The sequence below is a fragment of the Agrobacterium pusense genome (genome assembly GCF_013285525.1).
In the GTDB taxonomy this organism is placed as follows: domain Bacteria; phylum Pseudomonadota; class Alphaproteobacteria; order Rhizobiales; family Rhizobiaceae; genus Agrobacterium; species Agrobacterium pusense.
Map to the genome: position 1 here is coordinate 1,844,819 of NZ_CP053857.1, position 19,898 is coordinate 1,864,716.

Sequence of the window (19,898 nt, forward strand, 5' to 3'; positions counted from 1 at the left end):
TTTCCTGCCCTTTTCAGGCGGTTGATTCACTTTGCCGCAGGCATTTACCCAACAATCTCCGGCGGCTTCACCGCCACCGAACGCACCCGTTTCCAGTCCATGCCGTCAACGAGCGCCATGAGTTGGGTATGGTTGAGCTGGACTCGGTTGTGGCCTATCCGCGGCCAGCAAAACTGCGCCTTCTCCAGCCGCTTGGCGTAAAGGCAAACCCCGGATCCATCCCACCAGACGATCTTGATCCGGTCGGCCCGTTTGGCCCGGAAGACATAAAGCGAGCCGTTGAACGGATCACTGCCAGCATCCCGCACCAGCGACAGCAGGCTGTCCGGCCCTTTGCGGAAGTCGATGGGATGGCTGGCCAGGAAGACCTTTACACCTGCGGGGATCATGCTGAGCGAACCGCTCGGATGACACGCTGCAGATGCGCTTCTTCAACATGCCGGCCGACCCGCACGACGATACCGTCAATGTCGATTTCGACGACGGGGTCGGGGTCAGGTGCGACGCTCTGCGGATCAACTGGTGCTGCTAGTCCAGACTCATCACTGCCCAACAGTTCTCTACGCCAGCGGTAGAGTTGAGACGGCAAGATACCGATCTGCCGCGCCACTGCCGACATGTTCACACCGGGCTGACAGGCCTGCTCAACCGCTGTGGTCTTGAATTCGTCGGACCAGAACCGCCGCAACTGTCGCGGCGACCCGTCAAGGCGATCGGGCACCGCCTCGATCATTCGCATCAACCCAAGGCTAGCCGCAGGTCTAGACATAGATCCTCACATTCAAAGAACTCGTATGCCCGAAATACCTTACTCAGCAGCAGACCAGCCAGATGGGGTCTCCTTGCCGCTTACGGTGGTTCTGCGGCTGTCGCAATCATATCGAAAATATTGCCGACTTTCTTCGGTCTGATGCCGGACGCATCTGCTGCAACCGGAAGCCGGCGACCCGGTCACGCGGGTTCTGCGCGAAGCACACCACAATCAATCATTTGATTGCCGATCTTTTCAGATCGCGACTACCCAACAAGTCGGATAACGACAATTACTGCTGAATGCGGTTGATCCTTGTTTATTTGCTCTGAGGTCTTGCGAGCCTAACGCCCACTCCCTTCGCCCCGGTTTCTTCTATGAACTCGATGCCGGAAGCTTCGAAAGTAGCGCGCACGGCATTGATTGTGGAGGATTTTAAGGTCTCTCCTCGTTCCAAACGCGCCACCGTATCAGGAGATATTTGGGCCTCTTTCGCCAAATCTCTTGTTCCCCATCCCAAAGCTGCGCGAGCCATTTTACATTGAATAGAGTTCATTTCGTAACGACGATACGATTTCTGTTGAATTAGGCGGGCGCTTTCGATATCGTATCAATGATACGAAAAGCGCGTTTTAAGAACTGACCATAATCAAGCTGAAGGGAGCTCGGATCATGAGTGATTCTGAGAATAGCAGAACTTTGCCTATGGTAACACGACGTAGAGTGCTTTCCACGTCCGCAGCATTGCTGGCGTTGCAAGCTAGCGCGCTTGATGAAGCAATGGGAGCGGAAACTCCGCTTGACGCAGAGGCGGATTATCAGGTGATGGATCTTTGGCGGGAATGGCTGACAGCACATTACGAAACTCAGCGGCTTTCTAAGCTGCAACAAGGCATTGAAAGCAGGATGGTGGCTGCTGTTGGATTCCCGCAGGTCAAAATCGCATTGCCGGGGAGGGCGGTGGCGGTTTTTGCTTCCAGTCAGGAGGAAATTGAACAGATATATGGCGACGCTCCCGAGCTTCAGGTTATCAAAGCCCAGGCGATAGCTGCCCTTCGGGAGCGACAGGAAGCTTGGGATCGTTTGGACACGGCTTGGGGATACAGTCGCGCCCAGAAAGCCGAGATAAGGTCCGACCGCCTTGAAATGAAGCTGGCGAAAGCCCTGTGGGCGCAACCTGCAATATCGATTGCCGGAGCTGTTGCAAAACTGCATTCCATTCTCGTCACCGGAGAGCAGCAGGGCATGCCTGATGAATTCCCATGGCCGGAACTTCGTATCGTTCTTGACAACCTGTCAAAAGATGTGCCGCTTGCATGATGTTGACAAGCGAAATGATTTTTATACTGGCTTTCTGCTTTTCCTTTTTGGAACAGGCGGTTGAGAAAAACCTCAGGTGCTTCCCTGCACAAAGCTGGGTCTGACCGAATCCTTAAGGCTGTGATGCTCTCAATATCGGAACTTACTTTATGCCCAAGCGGGCAAGCCAGAAGTCCTGACCGAGCGGAAAATATCCGTCAAACGTAAAAACTTGGTGGCATTCGTTGCACTCACGGTTTGCCACCGAAACTACTGATGTATGGCGCTATATCCATCACCGACTATTTCCACATCGCGCGCATCCGCGCACCAACATCAATTCGGATCTGCTGCGCGCTGCGTTCGGAAGCGGCAGCCGATACCAGTGGCCAGCTCATCGTTTCGAAAAATTGCAACAGCGTCGCCGGTATGAAACGTGTCCTGGCGGCGTAAACATGCCGGTCGCCCTGCTGACTCTGCCCGCCGGTGAAGAAGCGTTGCGGCGTGATCAGCGACAGGCTGTCCTTGGCGCGGGTCATGGCGACATAGAGCAGCCGGCGTTCCTCCTCCAGTTCCTGGGTGGTGCCGACGCCGAGGTCGGAGGGGATGCAGCCGTCGACCACATTGAGGATGAAGACGGAGCGCCACTCCTGGCCTTTTGCCGAATGGATGGTGGAGAGGCTGAGATAATCCTCGTCGAGCAGCGGCACGCCGGCCTGATCGCTGGTGGCATCGGGCGGATCGAGCGTCAGTTCGGTCAGGAAGCGTTCGCGTGAAGGGTACCCTCCAGCGATCTGCTCGAGCTGCAGCAGATCAGCCTTGCGGGTGTCCGCATCCTCATGCAGGCGTTCGAGATGCGGCTCGTACCACTGCCGAGCCTGCCCGATCTGGCCCGGCCAGTCATTCGGCGCCTGCCGCAGGCCCACAAGCATTTGTGTGAAGGCTGTCCAGTCATCGCCGGTTTTCGGCGGCGGCGGAATTTCGGCGAGGGCAAGCAGCGGCTCTGGGTCTGTCGCAATCGCATCGAGAATATTGCCAGCCTTCTTCGGTCCGATGCCTGGCAGCATCTGCAGCAGCCGGAAACCGGCGACGCGGTCGCGCGGGTTCTGGGCGAAACGCAGCACGGCCATCATGTCCTTCACATGGGCGCTGTCCAGGAATTTCAGGCCGCCGAATTTGACGAACGGGATGTTGCGGCGGGTCAGTTCCACCTCGAGCGGGCCGCTATGGCTGGAGGTACGGAACAGCACGGCCTGCTGTTTCAGCGTCATGCCGGTTTCGCGATTGGCGAGGATCTGGTCGATTATGAAGTTCGCCTGCTCGGTTTCATCCTTCACCGTTACGAGCCTTGGGCGCTCAAGCGATACCCGCTCGGTCCAGAGGTTCTTGGTGAAGCGCTCGCGCGCGAGATCGATGACCCCGTTGGCGGCTGCAAGGATCGGCTGCGTCGAGCGATAGTTGCGATCCAGCGTGATGATATCGGCCGCCGGGCTGAAGGAAGCCGGGAAATCGAGGATGTTGCGAACGGTCGCTGCGCGGAAAGAATAAATCGACTGCGCGTCGTCACCCACCACGGTCAACCCGCGACCACCGGGCTTCAGCGCCATCAGCACCGATGCCTGCAACCGGTTGGTATCTTGATATTCATCGACCATCACATGGTCGAAGCGGTTGCCTATATCGTCAGCCAGAACGGGGTCGCTGACCATCTGGGCCCAGTAGAGCAGAAGATCGTCGTAATCGAGCACGTTCTGGACCTGCTTGGCCTCGACATAGGCCGCGAACAGTTCCCTGAGTTCGCTTTCCCAGTTGGCAACCCAGGGATAGTGCTGGCGCAAGATGTCCTTGAGCGGCGTCTGGGAATTTACGGCGCGCGAATAGATCGCAAGACAGGTGCCCTTTGTCGGAAAGCGGCTTTCGGTTTTGGAAAACCCCAGCTCGTGCCGGGCAAGGTTCATCAGGTCGGCGCTGTCTTCGCGGTCGTGGATGGTGAAATCGATGTTGAGGCCGATCTGCTCGGCATAGATGCGCAACAGCCGTGCACCAATGCCGTGAAACGTGCCGGACCACGCCAATGCATCTGTCATGATTGCCGAATTTGCCCCGAGGACCTGCTTGCATATCCGTTCGACACGGCGCGCCATCTCGGAAGCTGCGCGCCGTGAGAACGTCATCAGCAGGATGCGGCGGGGATCGGCGCCATTCACGATCAGATGCGCAACACGGTGAGCCAGCGTGTTGGTCTTTCCCGAGCCGGCGCCGGCGATGATCAGAAGCGGACCGGCGACATGTCCATCCACCAGTCCAACACCATGTTCCACGGCCTTGCGTTGCTGCTCGTTCAGTTTTTCCAGATAGGCAACCGCCATCCTGCACTAATCCTCAATATTTGCCCCAGGCGAAGTTGCCTGCCCGAAAACGGCGGGCGACTGAGCCTGCGCCGCCATTTCGCCTTCGTGCCGCAATGATTAGCAAAGACTCAAACAGCAAGCCAGAACAAATGCTGAACGCAAAAGCCTTGCTGCGCAAGTCCGGTTGGCGCCATCACCTGACAGCTCGATTTCCGAAGTCTCTGCCGCGAATGTTGCCTCAGGAGCGGAAGCGGATATGCTGTCGTCGCATCGCCGGAAATCGGATGAGGCAGTTGTCTCATTGGTTTGAAATGATGAGATATTTCATGTGTTCCGAGGCGCTTTTTCTGCTTTTTCCGGGAGCGTTGAACCCGATCGGGTTTAACGGTCATTACCCCGGAAGAGCCTTATTCACTGGGAGGAAAAAATCATGAGACGACTTAAATTCTGCCTGATCGCTCTGGCCGCAATCCCTGCCTCGACATTTGCACAGGCCGAACAGAAAGCGATGAAATCTGATGTCACCATCGCTTCTGACCTCAACTACCTGCTTTACAAGCCCAAGGATTACGCCGGCTCGAACAAGACCCATCCTCTTGTCGTCTGGCTGCATGGCGGCGATCAGGGCGGCAGCGACGTCGAAAAGCTACGGTCGAGCGGCTTGCCGAAAATGATAGAGGACGGACGTGACTTTCCCTTCCTGGTGTTTTCACCCCAAAATCCGAGCGAGGAACTACTTTACCCGATCGAGCGTGTCGCCAGTGTTCTTGAGGCGGTGGTGGCCAACCACCGGGTGGACCGGGAGCGCATCTATCTGATCGGCTATAGCCGGGGAGGGTTCGGCGCATGGTCCATGGCAGAGCAGTTTCCTCAAACTTTCGCCGCGGTGGTTCCGATTGCCGGCGGCGGCATTCGGCACTACCTCAATCGAACGAACGAGAAGGCGGCTTTCTGGGCCTTTCATGGCGCAGATGACGAGGTGATCCCGCTGTCCGATACAGTGGTGCTCGTGCAACGTCTTAAGGAGCTGAAGCGCAATGTTCGGCTCACCGTGCTTGAGGACACTGACCATCAGGCAGTCGAGGGAAAGGTGCTGAACGACGAGGCGATGTGGACTTGGTTGCTTGAGCAGAAGCTTGCGGGCGAAAAAGCACCCTCGAATCCGTAAATTCGGGCCGACCGCTGTTTTTTACAGCTGACATTGCCGTTTCTGCCGCGTTTTGCCATTGCAGCGCAGGCTTGCGATAATCTGCGACCCTTTCAGCGAATGTACTTTATCGCTTGACTCCCTACGCGGAGATGGTGCTAATACGCATTAGCTGCTAATACGTATTAGCAGGGAACGGATGCCGGAGGAGGGCATGGCGTGTCCAGTCACAGACGTCTCACGCAGAACGATATCGCCAAGCTTGCCGGTGTCAGCCAGGCAACGGTGTCGCTTGTTCTGAACGGCGCGCCGGCAGCGGTCGCGCGCATCCCGGACGAAACCCGGGAAAGGGTGCAGGCCGTCATTCGCCAGACCGGTTATGTGGCCGATCCGATTGCGCGGCGCATGGCCAAGGGGCTGAACCGGATCCTCGGCGTTTTCACCTACGAGCCAGCATTCCCCAGTGCTCAGGCTGACTTCTTCACGCCCTTCCTGCTGGGTATCGAAGAAGAGGCGCAGCAGCAGGCTTATGATCTTCTGCTGCTGACGAGCGCCGGTGTCGGCGATAACCGCAAGATTTTCTCGGAAGGCAACAGGCTTCGGATTGCGGACGGCTGTCTGGTTCTCGGCCGCGAGTTCGATCGCAAGGAACTCGCCCGGCTGGTTTCGGAAGACTATCCCTTCGTCGCGATCGGCCGGCGTGAAGATGCCGGCGGGCCGGTTCCCTATGTCGGCGGCGACTACGCTGCGGGCACGCGTCAGCTCGTCGAAGACGCCATCGCGCTGGGACACACCAGGCTTGCCTATATCGGCCCGCATGGTCCGGCAGAATCGATTGCCGATCGCTGGCAAGGTTTCAGCGCGGCGCTCGCAGATGCGGCCACGATTGCCCTGCATATCAAGGCGGTCAACCGCCCGGCCGAGAAAATACTTGATGCCATCATTGAGAGCGGGGCCACAGTCGCCTTCTTCATAGAATTGGCCGATGCCGTGCGCGTCGAGGCGCTGGCGCGGGCGAGGGGGCTTGTCGTGCCGGACGCATTTTCGATGATCGTGCTTGGCAGCCATATCAGGGCCGCACGCAGTCCCGTGCGTTTCACCTCCTATGAAATTCCGCGCGAGGAGATGGGGCGGCAGGCAACCGCCATGCTGGTCAACCGCATCGAGACCGGCAGCGCCGGTGGGCAGATCCTTCTCAAATGTGAACCCGTCAAGGGAGAGACGTTGGGGCCGGCCCCGACCGGCTCGGCAAACAAGTCCTCAGTCAACAAAACGGATGTGACGTCGTGAAAGACATGAAAGCAGATATTCTCGTGGTCGGTGGCGGCCTTGGCGGCGTAGCGGCGGCACTGGCGGCCGCACGAGCGGGCAAACGCGTGATCATGACCGAAGAATACGACTGGATCGGCGGCCAATTGACCAGTCAGGCCGTTCCCTCTGACGAGCATACATGGGTTGAACAGTTCGGCATCACCCGGTCCTACCGGGCGCTGCGCCACGGTGTGCGGCAATATTATCGAGACCATTATCCGCTGACGGAAGGCGCGCGCGCGTGGGGCGACCTTAATCCGGGCGGCGGATGGGTGAGCCGGATCTGCGCCGAGCCGCGTGTCAGCCTCGCGGTCATGGAAAGCATGCTGATGCCCTATATTGGCGCAGGTCGCCTGACGATACTCAAGCCTTGGCGTCCCGTCGGGGCCGATGTGGACGGCGACTTGGTTCGCTCCGTGACCCTCCGCCATCGCGACAGCGGCGCAGAAATCGTCATATCCGCCGATTACGTACTCGACGCCACCGAACTTGGCGATCTGCTGCCGATGACCGGCACGGAATATGCCAAGGGTTTTGAGGCGCAGTCGGACACGGAAGAACCGAGCGCGCCAGAGCACGCTCAACCGGACAATGTGCAGGCTGTCTCAATCTGCTTTGCCATTGACCACGTCGATGGCGACCAGACGATCGACAAGCCTGAGAACTACGACTATTGGCGCTCTTACCAGCCGCATTTCTGGGGTGGTCCGCTCCTCGGCTTCACTGCGCCGCATCCGCGCACGCTGGAGCATACCACCCGCTCCTTCACGCCAAATCCCGATGATAATCCGCTGCTGGTCGATGCCGACCAGCGCAAGGGCGGCGGTGATGAGAATCTCTGGATTTTCCGGCGCATCGCGGCACGGAAAAACTTTGCGCCCGGCTTCTACCAATCGGATATCTGCCTCGTGAATTGGCCGATGATCGATTACATGGATGGCACGATCATCGATGTGGCCGAGGAAGAAAAGGCGCGCCACCTGAAGGCGGCGGCAGATCTTTCTTATTCGGTCTTTTACTGGCTGCAGACGGAAGCACCGCGCCTTGATGGCGGGCAGGGGTTCCGCGGGCTTCGGCTGCGTGGCGATATCACCGGCACCGACCATGGGCTTGCCATGGCGCCCTACATTCGCGAAAGCCGCCGTATCAAGCCGGTGACGCGCATCGTCGAGCAGGACCTTTCCTACACGGTTCGCGGCGAAAGAGGGGCAGTCCGCTATCGCGACAGCATCGGTATCGGCATGTACCGCATCGACCTGCATCCATCGACAGGCGGCGACAACTACATCGACGTGCCATCCTGCCCGTTTGAAATTCCGCTCGGTGCGCTGATCCCGCAGCGGGTGAGAAACCTGATCCCGGCCGGCAAGAACATCGGCACGACGCATATTACCAATGGTTGCTACCGCCTGCATCCGGTCGAATGGAACATCGGCGAAGTGGCCGGGATGCTTGCGGCGCACTGCCTGGAAAATGGCCTCACGCCGCATCAGGTGCAGGAAGACGATGACCGTCTGGAAGCCTTCCAGACGCAGCTGACCCGTCAGGGCATCGAAATACGCTGGCCTGATATCGCGGCCTATTAGGACGGCGGTTTGCCGTCTGATCGAACCCATCTTTGGAGGAGGACCGGGAATGAACAATCATTTTAAACTGAAATCCACGGCCTGTGCGCTTGCCCTGATTGGCTCGTTTGCGTTTGCGGGCGGAGCAACTGCGCAGGATGCGGTTAATCTGCGCATGACGATCTGGAGCGCCAACGAGGCGCATCTCAAGCTCTTCAACGAGATCGCAGCCGGTTTCAAGAAGGATCATCCAAATGTCAGCGTGACTTATGAGTCCCTGCCTTTCGATACCTACACGACTGCACTCACCACACAGATCGCGGGCGGCAACGCACCTGACATGGCCTGGATTTTCGAGACGTCGGCTTATGATTTCGTCAAGTCCGGGGCGCTCTACCCGCTGACGGACACACTGAAGGCTGCGCCGGGATATAATCTTGAGGAGGTGGGTGCCGGCGCCACGGAACGCTGGTCGCAGGACGGTACGCTTTACGCCTATCCGTTTTCGACCTCGCCCTTCGCCGTCTTCGTCAATAATGATCTCATCAAGGCTGCCGGTGCCAAGACCCCTGCCGACATGATCGCTGCCGGCGAATGGACGTGGGACAACGCCATCGCAACCGCGTCGGCTGTCGCCAAGACCGGAAAGGGCGGGCTCGTCGTCCGCGATTTCAATTACCAGAGCTGGCAATATCTCACTTCCGTCTGGAATGGCTGGGGGGCTTCACCCTGGAGCGCTGACGGCGCCACCTGCACCATGGCGGAAAAGCCGATGGCGGACGCCATTTCGTTCATCCACGACGCCATCTTCGACAAGAAGGCCATTCCGGACCCCGGCGAGACGGTCGATTTCTTCGCTGGCAATGCGGCGATGACGATTACGCAGATCAGCCGCGCCTCGCTTCTGCCGAAGGACAAGCCATTTGGCTGGGACCTCGTGCCTCTTCCGAAGGGCCCTGCCGGCGATTATGCGCTGATCGGCCAGGCGGGTATAGGCGTCATGCAATCAGGCAAGAATGCCGAGACCGCTGCGCAATTCGTGGCTTACATGACCAATCCGGAAAATTCCGCCAAACTCAGCCAGTTCTTCCCTTCAGCGCGGAAGTCTTTGCTGAATGCGCAGGTGCTGAAAAAGACGAACCCGCTGCTCAGCGAGGAGCAGATTGAAAAGGTTGTCATCTCCGGCATCTCGACCGGCAAGGTCATGCCCGGCCATACCGGTTTTGCCCAGATCCAGCAGATCGTGCGTTCGAACCTCGACGCCGTCTGGCGGCCGCAGGCCGATGTGGCCGGTGCGCTTCAAAAAATCTGCGGCCAGATCGGGCCGCTCTTGAAGCGCTGAGGAGAAAACCATGGCTGTCGCGCAGGATATTGCCCGAACTCAGGAGCGTCCGGCCCCGGCGTTCTGGACCATCACGCGGCGCGACAGCCTTGCGGGCTTCTTGTTCATCGCACCGCAGCTGATCGGCATCGTCATCTTCGTTCTGATCCCGCTCGGGCTGGTGTTCTGGTATTCGCTGCATGAATGGAATGTGCTCGCCAACACCTTCACCTATACGGGTGCGCAGAACTACCGGATGTTGGTCGAGGACAGCAATCTTCGCGACGTCCTTGGCGCGACGGCGATTTTTTCGGCCGGGCTCGTCGTGTTCAACCTGTCACTGGCGTTGCTTCTGGCCGTATTGCTGAACCAGAAACTGGCTGGCATCGCGATATTCAGGACGCTGTTCTTCTCGCCGGTCGTCGTCTCGCTGGTTGCCTGGACGATCGTCTGGGGGTTCCTGTTGCAGAAAAATGGCGGCATCAACGGCATGTTGCTGATGGCCGGCATCGAAGGCCCCAACTGGCTGCGCGAGGAAACGACCGCGATGATTTCAGTCATCGTCGTGCAGGTCTTCAAGAATGTCGGGCTTAACATGATCCTGTTTCTGGCAGCACTTCAGGGTGTGCCGAAAGAACTCTACGAGGCGGCCCGCATCGACGGTGCGCCCGCCTTCAAGCAGTTTCGTCGCATTACCCTGCCGCTGATCAGTCCGACGATCCTGTTAACCTCGATCATTACGATTGTTGGCTCGCTGCAGGTTTTTGCGCAGATCGCCGTTCTGACCCAGGGAGGGCCGGGTCTCTCGACCACGGTGCTGGTCTATTATCTCTATCAGCAGGCCTTCCAGTTTCATTTCTTTGGCTACGGCTCGACGCTGTCCATCCTGCTGTTTGTGATCGTCGCCGTGCTGACCTTCGCCCAGTGGCAGATGCGCAAGAGGATCGTCTTTTATGAAAGCTGACCTTTCCCCACGCATGCAGGTCGCTCTTTACGGGTTGTTGTGCGTGCTCCTGATCCCGTTCGTCTTTCCGACATGGTGGATGGTGACGTCATCGATCAAGCCGATCAGTGATATCTTCGCTTTCCCGCCGCAATTCTTCCCGCAAAACCAGGACTGGACGAGCTATTCCAAGGTCTTCGAGTTGCAGCCTTTCGTGCGGCAATACTGGAATTCTGCCTATATCGCAGCTGTCGTGACGGCAGGAACGATGATCGTATCGTCCATGGCAGGCTATGCTTTTGCGCGGATCCGGTTTCCGGGCGCAAATCTCATTTTCATGGTCGTGCTGCTTGGCCTGCTCATTCCGTCGGAAGTCACGATCGTGCCGCTGTTTCAGATGTTTCTGAAGGCGGGCATGGTCAACACACACTGGCCGCTCATTCTTGTGCCGATCTTCGGTGCACCCAGTGTTTTTGCCACTTTCGTCATGCGGCAGTTCTTCGTGACGCTGCCCGCCGAGCTCGAAGAGGCGGCGCGTGTCGATGGTCTCGGGCGCTTCAAGATATTCCGCAAGATCGCGCTGCCGTTGGCAAAACCGGCGCTGGCCTCGGTCGCGATCTTCACCTTCCTGCACTCCTGGAACCTGTTCCTTGAGCCCATCGTCTTTCTCTCCAGCGCAGAGATGTTCACGCTGCCGCAGGCGCTGACCCAATATACCGACGCCTATGGCGGACCGATGTGGAATATCCAGCTTGCCGCAGCGACGCTGACGGCGCTGCCCGTGCTCATCGTCTTCGTGATTGCCCAGAAGCAGTTCGTCGAAGGCCTCGCCCATACCGGCCTCAAGGGCTGAAGAACCGGATTTAATCGATGGCTAATGTAACCCTGTCCGACATCCGCAAAAGCTATGGCGCGGTAAAAACCATTCACGGCGTCGATCTCGATATCAGGGATGGCGAATTTGTCGTCCTCGTCGGACCCTCCGGCTGCGGCAAGTCGACCCTGCTGCGGATGGTCGCCGGTCTCGAAACGATCACGGGTGGCGAACTCAAGATCGGCGAGCGGATCGTCAACGATCTCGATCCCAAGGACCGCGACATCGCCATGGTGTTCCAGTCATACGCTCTTTATCCGCATATGACGGTCGCAACCAATATGGGCTTTTCGCTGGAGCATCGCGGCTCAAGCAAACAGGAAATTGCCGAGAAGGTGAACTGGGCGGCGGAGATCCTCGGTCTTACCGCATTGCTCGACCGTTATCCTCGCCAGCTCTCCGGCGGGCAGCGGCAGCGCGTTGCAATGGGTCGCGCCATCGTTCGCAATCCGCAGGTGTTCCTGTTCGACGAACCCCTCTCAAACCTTGATGCCAAACTGCGCGTCGTCATGCGTGGCGAGATCAAGGCTTTGCACCAGAAACTCAGGACCACCACGATCTATGTGACGCATGACCAGGTGGAGGCGATGACGATGGCTGACAGGGTCGTCGTGCTGAACGGCGGCCGTGTCGAGCAGGTTGGCACGCCGCTCGAACTTTACGACCGTCCGGCAAACCAGTTCGTTGCCGGCTTCATAGGCTCACCTTCCATGAATTTTCTGCCCGGCGTGATATCGCAAGCCGGTTTTGAAACTGGCGGTGTGGTCTTGCCATTGCCGGCCGCTGCCGCCGCTCTTGCGCGAAAAGGGGCGACTTATGGCATCCGACCGGAGCACCTCGCCCTTGATCCCTCGGGCGTACCGGCCGAGATCCTGCTCGTCGAACCGCTGGGATCGGAAACGCAGGTCACCATGACACTGGGTGGTTCGCGGGTGCTCGGCGTTTTTCGCGAACGCATAGGCCAGGCGGTCGGCGAGGAGATAAGGATATCCCCGTCTTTGGACGGCATTCATCTGTTTTCGGACGAGAACGGCAATCGGCTGAACTGAGCCCCGGCGGGCGTCCAGAAAGGTCCGGCCGCGCTTCAGCCATCTCCGCGACCGATCATCTCAAAGAAAGCTGCTTTCGAACAGCTCGCCTGAATAGGCGGCATGGGTAACGCCTGCTTCAAGGTCGGCCTTGGTCAGTTCATCCACAAAAACGCCGTTCTGCATCACCAGCACGCGGTCGCACATATGGGCGATGACAGCCAGATCATGGCTGACGAGAACAAAGGTCAGATCGCGTTCTTCGCGCTGGTCGGCAAGAAGGTTGAGGATTTCGGCCTGGATGGAAACGTCGAGCGCGGATGTCGGCTCGTCGAGCAGCAGGATCGGTGGTTCGAGGATCAGCGCGCGGGCGATTGCCACGCGCTGGCGCTGACCGCCGGAAAGTTCATGCGGGAACCGCTCGGCAAAATGCGCAGGCAGGCCAACCTGTTGCAGGGCGGCGGGAACCTTCGACCAGCCGTCGCCAAGCCCCATGGCGCGGATGGGCTCGGCCAGTGCCCGGCCGATGCGGTGGCGAGGATGCAGTGAACCGTAGGGATCCTGAAACACCATCTGGGCCAGTTTCAGTTCGTCGCGGCTGCGGGTCTTGCCGACCGGTTTGCCATTGAAGCTTATCGAGCCGGTCCAGCCGGCCTCCAGACCTGCCAGCGAGCGCAGCAAGGTCGATTTGCCGCAGCCGCTTTCGCCGACAATTCCGAGGGTTTCGCCTTTGTTGACCGTAAGGCTGACGCCGCGTACGACGTGGTTACGTTTTTCCTTGGCGCCGTAGACGACGTCGAGCTTGTCTACCGTGATCATCGCATCACCTCCGCATCGATTGCCTGACGATCCAACACCTTGAGGCGCCTGACCGGATTGCGGGGATCGGGCATGGCCGCAATCAGGCCGCGCGTATAGGGATGCCGCGCATCTTCAAGCTTCGTCAGCGTTTCCACGACGCGCCCGCCATACATGACCAGCACGCGTTCGCAGAAGGCCGCCACCATGCGGATGTCGTGGCTGATGAGGATCAGGCCGGAATTGTTCTCGCGCACCATCTCGTCCAGAAGCAGAAGCACATCCTTGCGCACGCTGACATCGAGGGCCGAGGTCGGTTCGTCGGCGATGACAAGCTTCGGCTTGGCGAGCAGCATCATGGCGATCATCACCCGCTGCCCCATGCCACCCGATATCTGGTGTGGATAAAGCGCCATGACGCGGTCGGGATCGTTGATGCGTACGCGCAGCAGCATGTCGCGCGCCGCAGCCCTTGCCGCCTGGCCGGTAAGCGCCAGATGCAGTTCGGCGGCTTCCGCCACCTGTTTGCCGATGGGTAGCACCGGGTTCAGCGAATAACGCGGGTCCTGCATGATCAGCGCCATCTCGCTGCCACGGATCGCGCCCATCTGCCGTTCGGTTTTTGTGAGCAGCGGTTCGCCGAGAAAATCCATTTTCTCCGCCGTCACTGTCGCGCTCTTTGGCAAAAGGCGCATGGCGGCCCGGCCGGTGGTGGATTTGCCGGAACCGGATTCACCGACGATACCGACCCTTTCGCGGCCGACGTCGAAATTGACGTTGGAAACGGCGGAAATGGCATTGCGCCCAAAACGGACATTGAGGTCGCGTACCGAGAGTATGGGAGTGCTGTCAGGAACGGGCATGACGCGGATCCAGAAGGTCGCGCAGCGTATCGCCGGCGATGTTGAAGGCAAGGCTCGTCAGCAGGATGGCAATGCCGGGCATGACGGCGACCCACCAGTAATCGAGCATGAATTTGCGGCCGCTGGAGATCATCGCACCCCATTCAGGCAGCGGCGGCTGCGCCCCAAGGCCGAGAAAGCCGAGCGAAGCAGCCGTCAGAATGATGCCCGCCATGTTCAGCGTGAGGCGAACGATGACCGAGGGGATGCACATCGGCGCGATATAGAGAAACAGGATGCGCAGCGGCGAGGCGCCGTAGAGGCGGGCGGCGGCCACATAATCGGTGTTTCGCACCACCAGTGCTTCCGCGCGGGCGAGACGCGCAATCGGTGGCCACGCCGTCAGCGAGATCGCGATGATCGCTGTTCCGAGACCGGCTCCCATCGCTGCCGCAAAGGCAAGTGCGAGCACGAGCGAGGGGAAGGAGAGGACGATATCGGTCGCGCGCATCAAGATGGCATCGGTGCGCCCGCCGAAGAAACCGGCCATGACGCCAATCGCAAGGCCGATCGGACCAACGATGACCGAGACCGACAGGACGGTCTGGATGGTGATGCGGGTGCCGTAGACGAGCCGGCTGAAAATGTCGCGGCCGAATTCGTCGGTTCCGGCCAGATGCGCCCAGCTGGGAGGCTGGAGCGCGTTTTCGAGCGCCTGGCGGGTAGGATCGTAAGGCGCAATGAGCGGAGCGAAAATGGCGACCAGTACCAGAACCGCCAGAATGGCGAAGCCGAACATCCCAAGTGGCTCGTCTGCGAGCTTCCTAAGTGTCCGCACAGTTGTTGTCGACAGGCGCGACAGGGCGCCGGGGCGATCAACGGTATTGTTTTGCGCGATATCGGTCATCGTGCGGCCTCCCGTGTGCGGGGATCAAGCGTGGTGTAGGCCAGATCGGCGAGGAAGTTGAGCAACATGAATATGAAGCCGATGACGATCGTGGCGGCGAGGATCGCATTCATGTCGCCGATGAGCAGCGCATTGGTCATATATTGGCCGATGCCCGGCCAGGAAAAGACGATCTCGGTCACCACGGCGCCTTCCAGCAGATTGCCGTAGGAAATTGCCAGTACAGTTATGAGCTGCACGGCGATATTGGGCAGTACATGGCGTGTTATCGTGCGTGCGGGACTGACACCTTTTGCCCGCGCCGCGATCACATAGTCCTGGCTCAGCTGTTCGAGGGTGAAAGCCCTCGTCATGCGGGTGATATAGGCCATGGCCATATAGGCAAGGATTACGGCCGGCAGGATGATGTGTCCGAGCGCGTTCCAGAAGATTTCCGTCTCGCCCGCAAGCAGGCTGTCGACCAGCATCAGGCCGGTTCTGGGTTCCACCAGACCCTCGTAGAACACATCCACCCGGCCGGGCCCTCCGACCAGATTGAGACTGGCATAAAAAATGACGAGCCCGACAATGCCGAACCAGAAAACAGGTATCGAATGTCCAACCAGCGCAAAGACACGCGCGAACTTGTCGATGAACGTATCGCGAAACAGGGCTGCGGCAAGACCGAGGGGAACGCCGATGATCGTCGAGATGATGATCGCCAGCGTCGCAAGTTCGAAGGTTGCGGGGAAGGCCTGCGCCAGATCGCGCGTCACGGGATTGCCCGTCAGGATCGCGATACCGAAATCCCCATGCAGCAGACCACGCAAGTAAATGAAGAACTGCTGATAAAGTGGCAGATCAAGGCCAAGCCGCGCCCTCATGGCCTCATAGGCCTTTGGATCGGCAAGCTCGCCGACGATTGCTCCGACCGGATCGGTCGGCATCACACGGCCTATGATGAAGGTGATGCAGAGCAGGATGAAGAGGCTGACGATCAGTTGCAGAAAACGATGCCCAAGCCCGCGCAGTGAAATCTCCGTCATTGCTGGCCACACTTCCTTGAGAGAAATCCGTCAGGGGCCGGCCCTTTGCCCGCTGCTCGCCGCAGACGCGCAATTCTCTTTTGTAAAAACTCTTGATGGTACTTCATCCCAACCCCTCCCTGAGTTAACATGAAAACATATGACGTGCCGCCACGTCATCATATGAGTAACGAAGGGATTCGTATTCTGCAAGAGGGAAGACTGGCATGATTGGCGACAAAGCGAGGCCGCGGGAGAGGCGGGCGCAACAGATCATCGATAATCTCAGCGCAGAAATTCGCAGTGGAAAACTAAAAAATGGCGACCAGCTTCCCACGGAGCCGCAATTGGAGCGCGCTTATGGCGTGAGCCGGACGGTGGTCCGCGAAGCGATTGCCGATTTGCGTTCTGCCGGTTACGTCGTCCCTATCCAGGGCAAGGGGGTTTTTGTCAGTAGCGACAGTGAATGGGCCGGCGTGAAACTGACGCAGTCTGAAGTTGGCACCATTGCCGAGACGCTGGAAATGCTGGAGTTCCGCCTGGCAACGGAAGGGGAGGCGGCGGCGATCGCAGCCTATCGCCGGACGGCCCAGCAGGAAGCGGCAATCTCGGCGGCGCACCGGAAAATGGCCCGTGCCATCGACGCGGGCGAATCGACTGTCGATGCGGATTACGAATTCCATTCGGCCATCGCGACCGCAACCAATAACCGCTTCTATCTGGAGGCATTGCGCCAGTTCGGTTCACGCTCGATACCGCGTGGGCAGTTCCCAACGCTGCCTGAAACCGGCGACGCGAATTATCTTCGCAAAGTCCAGGCCGAGCACGAGGCAATCCTGCGCGCCATCGTCGAGCAGGATCCCGATGCGGCCCGAAAAGCCATGCGTGAACACATGCTGGCAAGTCAGCGGCGATACAGGCTGCTCTCGGAGGCGCAATAGCATCTCGACACTCATCTTATTTCATGCGATGTCATATGATGACTCGCATGGAGAGAGGAGAGAATCGATGTATGTCGGCACCCAGGTTGCTGCGCGCGATGACGAGGATTACAAGGTCTGGGCGCAGCTCGGCGTCAAAAACATCAGCGCGGATCCGCCCGGAGCACCCGCGAGCTGGACTTTCGAGGATTTCGAGCGCCACCGTGACAAGGTCGAAAGCTTTGGCCTTGTCCTCGATATGGTGCAACTGCCGTTGCCGTCCCGGCCCATCGAGCAGGCGTCATATCCCGATATCCTGCTTGCCGGCCCGGATCGCGACCGGCAGATCGATGCCGTCTGCACGATGATCGAAAACATCGCGAGGGCTGGAATTCCTGCCGCGAAATACAATCTCAACCTCATTGGCATTCCGCGCACGGAGATGGAGCGCGGCCGTGGCGGTTCGCTCAACGAGGCATGGCGCTGGGACAAGGCGGACCATGATGCCGCACCGGGCCTCGCCGGCGTTCTGTCCGAAGACGAGAACTGGGAACGCATCGACTACTTCCTCGAACGCGTCGTGCCGGTTGCTGAAAGCAATAGGGTGCGTCTCGCCTGCCACCCCCATGATCCCTATACACCGCCAGGCTACAGGGGAGTCACCCGTGTGCTCGGAACGGTCGATGGGCTGAAGAAGTTCGTGCAGATGCGCGAGAGCCCCTATCACGGCCTGAATTTCTGCCAGGGGTCAATCGGCGAGATGCTTGATGATCCGCGCGAGGAGATCGACGACATCATCCGCTGGTTCGGCAGCCGCGACAAGATTTTCAACGTCCACTTCCGCAACATCAGCGGCGGGAAATTGTCCTTCATGGAGACTTTCCCCGATGAGGGGGACATGGACATGGTGCGCTCGCTGAAACTCTATCACGAACTCGGTTATCGCTACATGATCATGCCGGACCATGTGCCGACGATTGCCGGACGCGATCCCGTCGGCGTCGCTTTCGCCTTCTGCTACGGCTACATCGCAGCCTTGATCGAAGCACTTGATAACAAGCATCTTTGACCGTTTTGGCCCGCGCCGCCCCGCTGCGTCGCGGCTTTTCCCGAACATCAATTACCGATCTGTAGGAGGAGCAGGTATGAAAAAAACATTGATCCGTCTCGCATTCACCACCGTTCTTGGCGCTATGCTCGTGCAGGGATCGCCCGTCGCGGCCAAAACCCCCAACGACCAGCTGGTTATCGGCACGTCGCTGGCCCAGGTGCTGTCACTCGACCCCCATCAGGCCACCGAAGCAAAAGCCAACGAAATCATGGCCAATCTTTATGATCGCCTGATCTCGGTGGACGGTTCCGGCAAGGTTTCGCCGCAGCTCGCCGAGCGCTGGGAAACGGATGAGAAAGGCATCACCTTTCATCTTCGCGAGGCGAATTTCGCCTCCGGTAACCCGGTGACCTCGGCCGATGTGGTTTATTCGCTCAGCCGCCTTCTGAAGATGAACCAGGCGGCCGCAGCGAACCTCAAGCGCGTGGGCTACAATGCCGACAACATCGACAAGCTGGTAAGTGCTCCGGATGAAAAAACGGTTCGCGTCGATCTTTCGGGTGAAACGACTTCGGAATTGCTGCTCTATCGCCTCGCCATGGTCATTGCCAGCGTGGTCGACAGCAAGGAACTGAAGTCCCACGAGGTCAATGATGACTGGGGGAATGCATGGCTGAGAACAAATTCGGCCGGCTCCGGCCCTTTCACCCTCAACCGCTGGTCGCCGAATGAGATCATCATTCTGGAGGCGAATAAGGACTATGTGGCCGGAAGCCCCAAAATGCGCCGCGTCATCGTGCGGCATGTGCCGGAAAGCCAGGTTGAGCGCCTGATGCTGGAGCGCGGCGATATCGACATCGCCAGCGCGCTGACGGCTGCGGATCTCGCGACCTTCAACAACAAGGACGGTTTCCAGATCCAGCGTGTGCCGACGGGCGGTTTTTACGTCCTGTCCATGAACGCCGGCAAGGAGCCCCTGTCCAACCCCAAGGTCCGCGAAGCGATCGCCTACGGCATCGACTACAAGGGCATGGAAAAAACCATCATGGGTCCCTACGGCCGGGCGCGCACGGTGCCCGTGCCGGAAAACTTCGAATATGCCATTCCGAGCCCGGATTGGAAGCTCGACGTGGAGAAGGCAAAAGCGCTCCTCAAGGAGGCCGGCTACGAGAACGGTTTCACGCTCAATCTGAAGACGATCGCGCAGACGCCGCGCATCGACCTCGCCACTGCCATTCAGGCCACGCTCAGCCAGATTGGTATCAAGGTCAATATCCAGCAGGGTAACGGCTCGGACGTGATTGCCGCGCACCGCGCGCGGGATTTTGATCTGCTCATCCCGCAGACCGGAGCCTACATGCCGAATGTTCTGGGCTCGATGGAACAGTTCTCCAGCAACCCGGACAACTCGCTTGCCGCCAACAACGCCGGCAATTTTGTCTGGCGCTCGGCCTGGGATATTCCGGAACTGACCGCGCTCACGGCAAAGGCGTCACTCGAGCCTGATGCCAAGAAGCGCGGGGAAATCTACACCCAGATGCAGGAAATGTTCGTCGCGCAGAAGCCGGCGGTGCTGCCGATGTTCGAGAGATTCGAGCCGATCGTGCTGAATGCACGCGTCAAGGATTATGTGGGCCACCCCAGCCAGACGACCCGGCTTGAAAAGGTCACGAAGGACTGACGGCAAAGCATAGTTTGCGAAACAGGTGACGGGCGGTTTTACCGCCCGTTTTTATGCGTGACTGGGCCCATGCGCCAGAGTCTTCTCCCGCACATTGACCAGGAA

At 59.0% G+C, this 19,898-nt stretch carries 18 protein-coding genes; 11 read left to right on the top strand and 7 right to left on the bottom strand.

Annotation, left to right across the window (positions count from 1 at the left end; translation table 11 throughout):
* Positions 1 to 44 precede the first annotated feature (44 nt).
* Together tnpB and HQN82_RS21990 are read right to left on the bottom strand one after the other, a co-directional pair.
* Positions 45 to 389 carry an IS66 family insertion sequence element accessory protein TnpB gene (gene tnpB, locus HQN82_RS21985; protein WP_115064650.1) on the bottom strand — a complete coding sequence of 115 codons (345 nt, stop codon included), beginning with the start codon at positions 387 to 389 and terminating at the stop codon, positions 45 to 47.
* Positions 386 to 733 (bottom strand): transposase, encoded by a 348-nt coding sequence (locus HQN82_RS21990; RefSeq protein ID WP_173615943.1) that lies wholly within the window; start codon positions 731 to 733, stop codon positions 386 to 388. The genes tnpB and HQN82_RS21990 overlap by 4 nt, the downstream gene beginning before the upstream one ends.
* 690 nt (positions 734 to 1,423) lie before the next feature.
* Between HQN82_RS21990 and HQN82_RS21995 the strand changes: the two genes are divergently transcribed.
* Positions 1,424 to 2,071 carry a hypothetical protein gene (locus HQN82_RS21995; RefSeq protein WP_173615944.1) on the top strand — a complete coding sequence of 216 codons (648 nt, stop codon included), beginning with the start codon at positions 1,424 to 1,426 and terminating at the stop codon, positions 2,069 to 2,071.
* A 281-nt stretch (positions 2,072 to 2,352) separates the two neighbouring features.
* On the opposite strand, the gene HQN82_RS22000 is transcribed toward HQN82_RS21995, so the two are convergent.
* Complete coding sequence (locus tag HQN82_RS22000; RefSeq protein WP_173615945.1) at positions 2,353 to 4,419, bottom strand: ATP-dependent helicase; 2,067 nt, start codon at positions 4,417 to 4,419, stop codon at positions 2,353 to 2,355.
* Between the two features lie 412 nt (positions 4,420 to 4,831).
* Here HQN82_RS22000 and HQN82_RS22005 point away from each other — a divergent pair, with 412 nt between their 5' ends.
* From HQN82_RS22005 to HQN82_RS22035, 7 genes are all read left to right on the top strand, one after another.
* A complete protein-coding gene (locus HQN82_RS22005; protein ID WP_173615946.1) occupies positions 4,832 to 5,569 on the top strand; it encodes a carboxylesterase family protein in 738 nt (245 codons plus the stop codon).
* A gap of 198 nt (positions 5,570 to 5,767) precedes the next feature.
* Positions 5,768 to 6,838: a LacI family DNA-binding transcriptional regulator gene (locus HQN82_RS22010; RefSeq protein ID WP_100911468.1), complete on the top strand. Its 1,071-nt coding sequence runs from the start codon at positions 5,768 to 5,770 to the stop codon at positions 6,836 to 6,838.
* 5 nt (positions 6,839 to 6,843) lie between these two features.
* The gene (locus tag HQN82_RS22015; RefSeq protein WP_173616048.1) at positions 6,844 to 8,445 is read left to right on the top strand and encodes an FAD-dependent oxidoreductase; all 1,602 of its coding nucleotides are present in this window, start codon (positions 6,844 to 6,846) and stop codon (positions 8,443 to 8,445) included.
* A 49-nt stretch (positions 8,446 to 8,494) separates the two neighbouring features.
* Positions 8,495 to 9,766, top strand: coding sequence for an ABC transporter substrate-binding protein (locus HQN82_RS22020; protein WP_173615947.1), 1,272 nt, complete (start codon positions 8,495 to 8,497; stop codon positions 9,764 to 9,766).
* Positions 9,767 to 9,776: 10 nt separating this feature from the next.
* Positions 9,777 to 10,709: a carbohydrate ABC transporter permease gene (locus HQN82_RS22025; protein ID WP_173615948.1), complete on the top strand. Its 933-nt coding sequence runs from the start codon at positions 9,777 to 9,779 to the stop codon at positions 10,707 to 10,709.
* Positions 10,699 to 11,541, top strand: a complete 843-nt coding sequence (locus tag HQN82_RS22030; protein WP_022563790.1) for a carbohydrate ABC transporter permease — start codon at positions 10,699 to 10,701, stop codon at positions 11,539 to 11,541. Before HQN82_RS22025 ends, HQN82_RS22030 begins: the two co-directional genes overlap by 11 nt.
* 17 nt (positions 11,542 to 11,558) lie before the next feature.
* Positions 11,559 to 12,611 (top strand): ABC transporter ATP-binding protein, encoded by a 1,053-nt coding sequence (locus tag HQN82_RS22035; protein ID WP_022563791.1) that lies wholly within the window; start codon positions 11,559 to 11,561, stop codon positions 12,609 to 12,611.
* Positions 12,612 to 12,671: 60 nt separating this feature from the next.
* Here HQN82_RS22035 and HQN82_RS22040 read toward each other — a convergent pair whose 3' ends face one another.
* From HQN82_RS22040 to HQN82_RS22055, 4 genes are read right to left on the bottom strand one after another with little or no spacing between them, the layout of a single operon-like run.
* Positions 12,672 to 13,409, bottom strand: coding sequence for an ABC transporter ATP-binding protein (locus HQN82_RS22040; protein WP_144579166.1), 738 nt, complete (start codon positions 13,407 to 13,409; stop codon positions 12,672 to 12,674).
* A complete protein-coding gene (locus HQN82_RS22045) occupies positions 13,406 to 14,251 on the bottom strand; it encodes an ABC transporter ATP-binding protein (RefSeq protein ID WP_107341516.1) in 846 nt (281 codons plus the stop codon). The genes HQN82_RS22040 and HQN82_RS22045 overlap by 4 nt, the downstream gene beginning before the upstream one ends.
* Positions 14,238 to 15,137 (bottom strand): ABC transporter permease, encoded by a 900-nt coding sequence (locus tag HQN82_RS22050; protein ID WP_022563794.1) that lies wholly within the window; start codon positions 15,135 to 15,137, stop codon positions 14,238 to 14,240. Before HQN82_RS22050 ends, HQN82_RS22045 begins: the two co-directional genes overlap by 14 nt.
* On the bottom strand, positions 15,134 to 16,162 hold the full coding sequence (locus HQN82_RS22055; protein ID WP_022563795.1) for an ABC transporter permease: 1,029 nt from the start codon (positions 16,160 to 16,162) through the stop codon (positions 15,134 to 15,136). Before HQN82_RS22055 ends, HQN82_RS22050 begins: the two co-directional genes overlap by 4 nt.
* Positions 16,163 to 16,368: 206 nt before the next feature.
* On the opposite strand from HQN82_RS22055, the gene HQN82_RS22060 reads away from it, so the two are divergent.
* The 3 genes from HQN82_RS22060 (at position 16,369) to HQN82_RS22070 (ending at position 19,793) form a co-directional block, all read left to right on the top strand.
* Positions 16,369 to 17,082 (top strand): FadR/GntR family transcriptional regulator, encoded by a 714-nt coding sequence (locus tag HQN82_RS22060; protein ID WP_004444769.1) that lies wholly within the window; start codon positions 16,369 to 16,371, stop codon positions 17,080 to 17,082.
* 67 nt (positions 17,083 to 17,149) lie between these two features.
* Positions 17,150 to 18,130, top strand: coding sequence for a mannonate dehydratase (locus HQN82_RS22065; RefSeq protein WP_022563796.1), 981 nt, complete (start codon positions 17,150 to 17,152; stop codon positions 18,128 to 18,130).
* Positions 18,131 to 18,254: 124 nt separating this feature from the next.
* The gene (locus tag HQN82_RS22070) at positions 18,255 to 19,793 is read left to right on the top strand and encodes an ABC transporter substrate-binding protein (protein WP_234704094.1); all 1,539 of its coding nucleotides are present in this window, start codon (positions 18,255 to 18,257) and stop codon (positions 19,791 to 19,793) included.
* Positions 19,794 to 19,898: the final 105 nt, after the last annotated feature.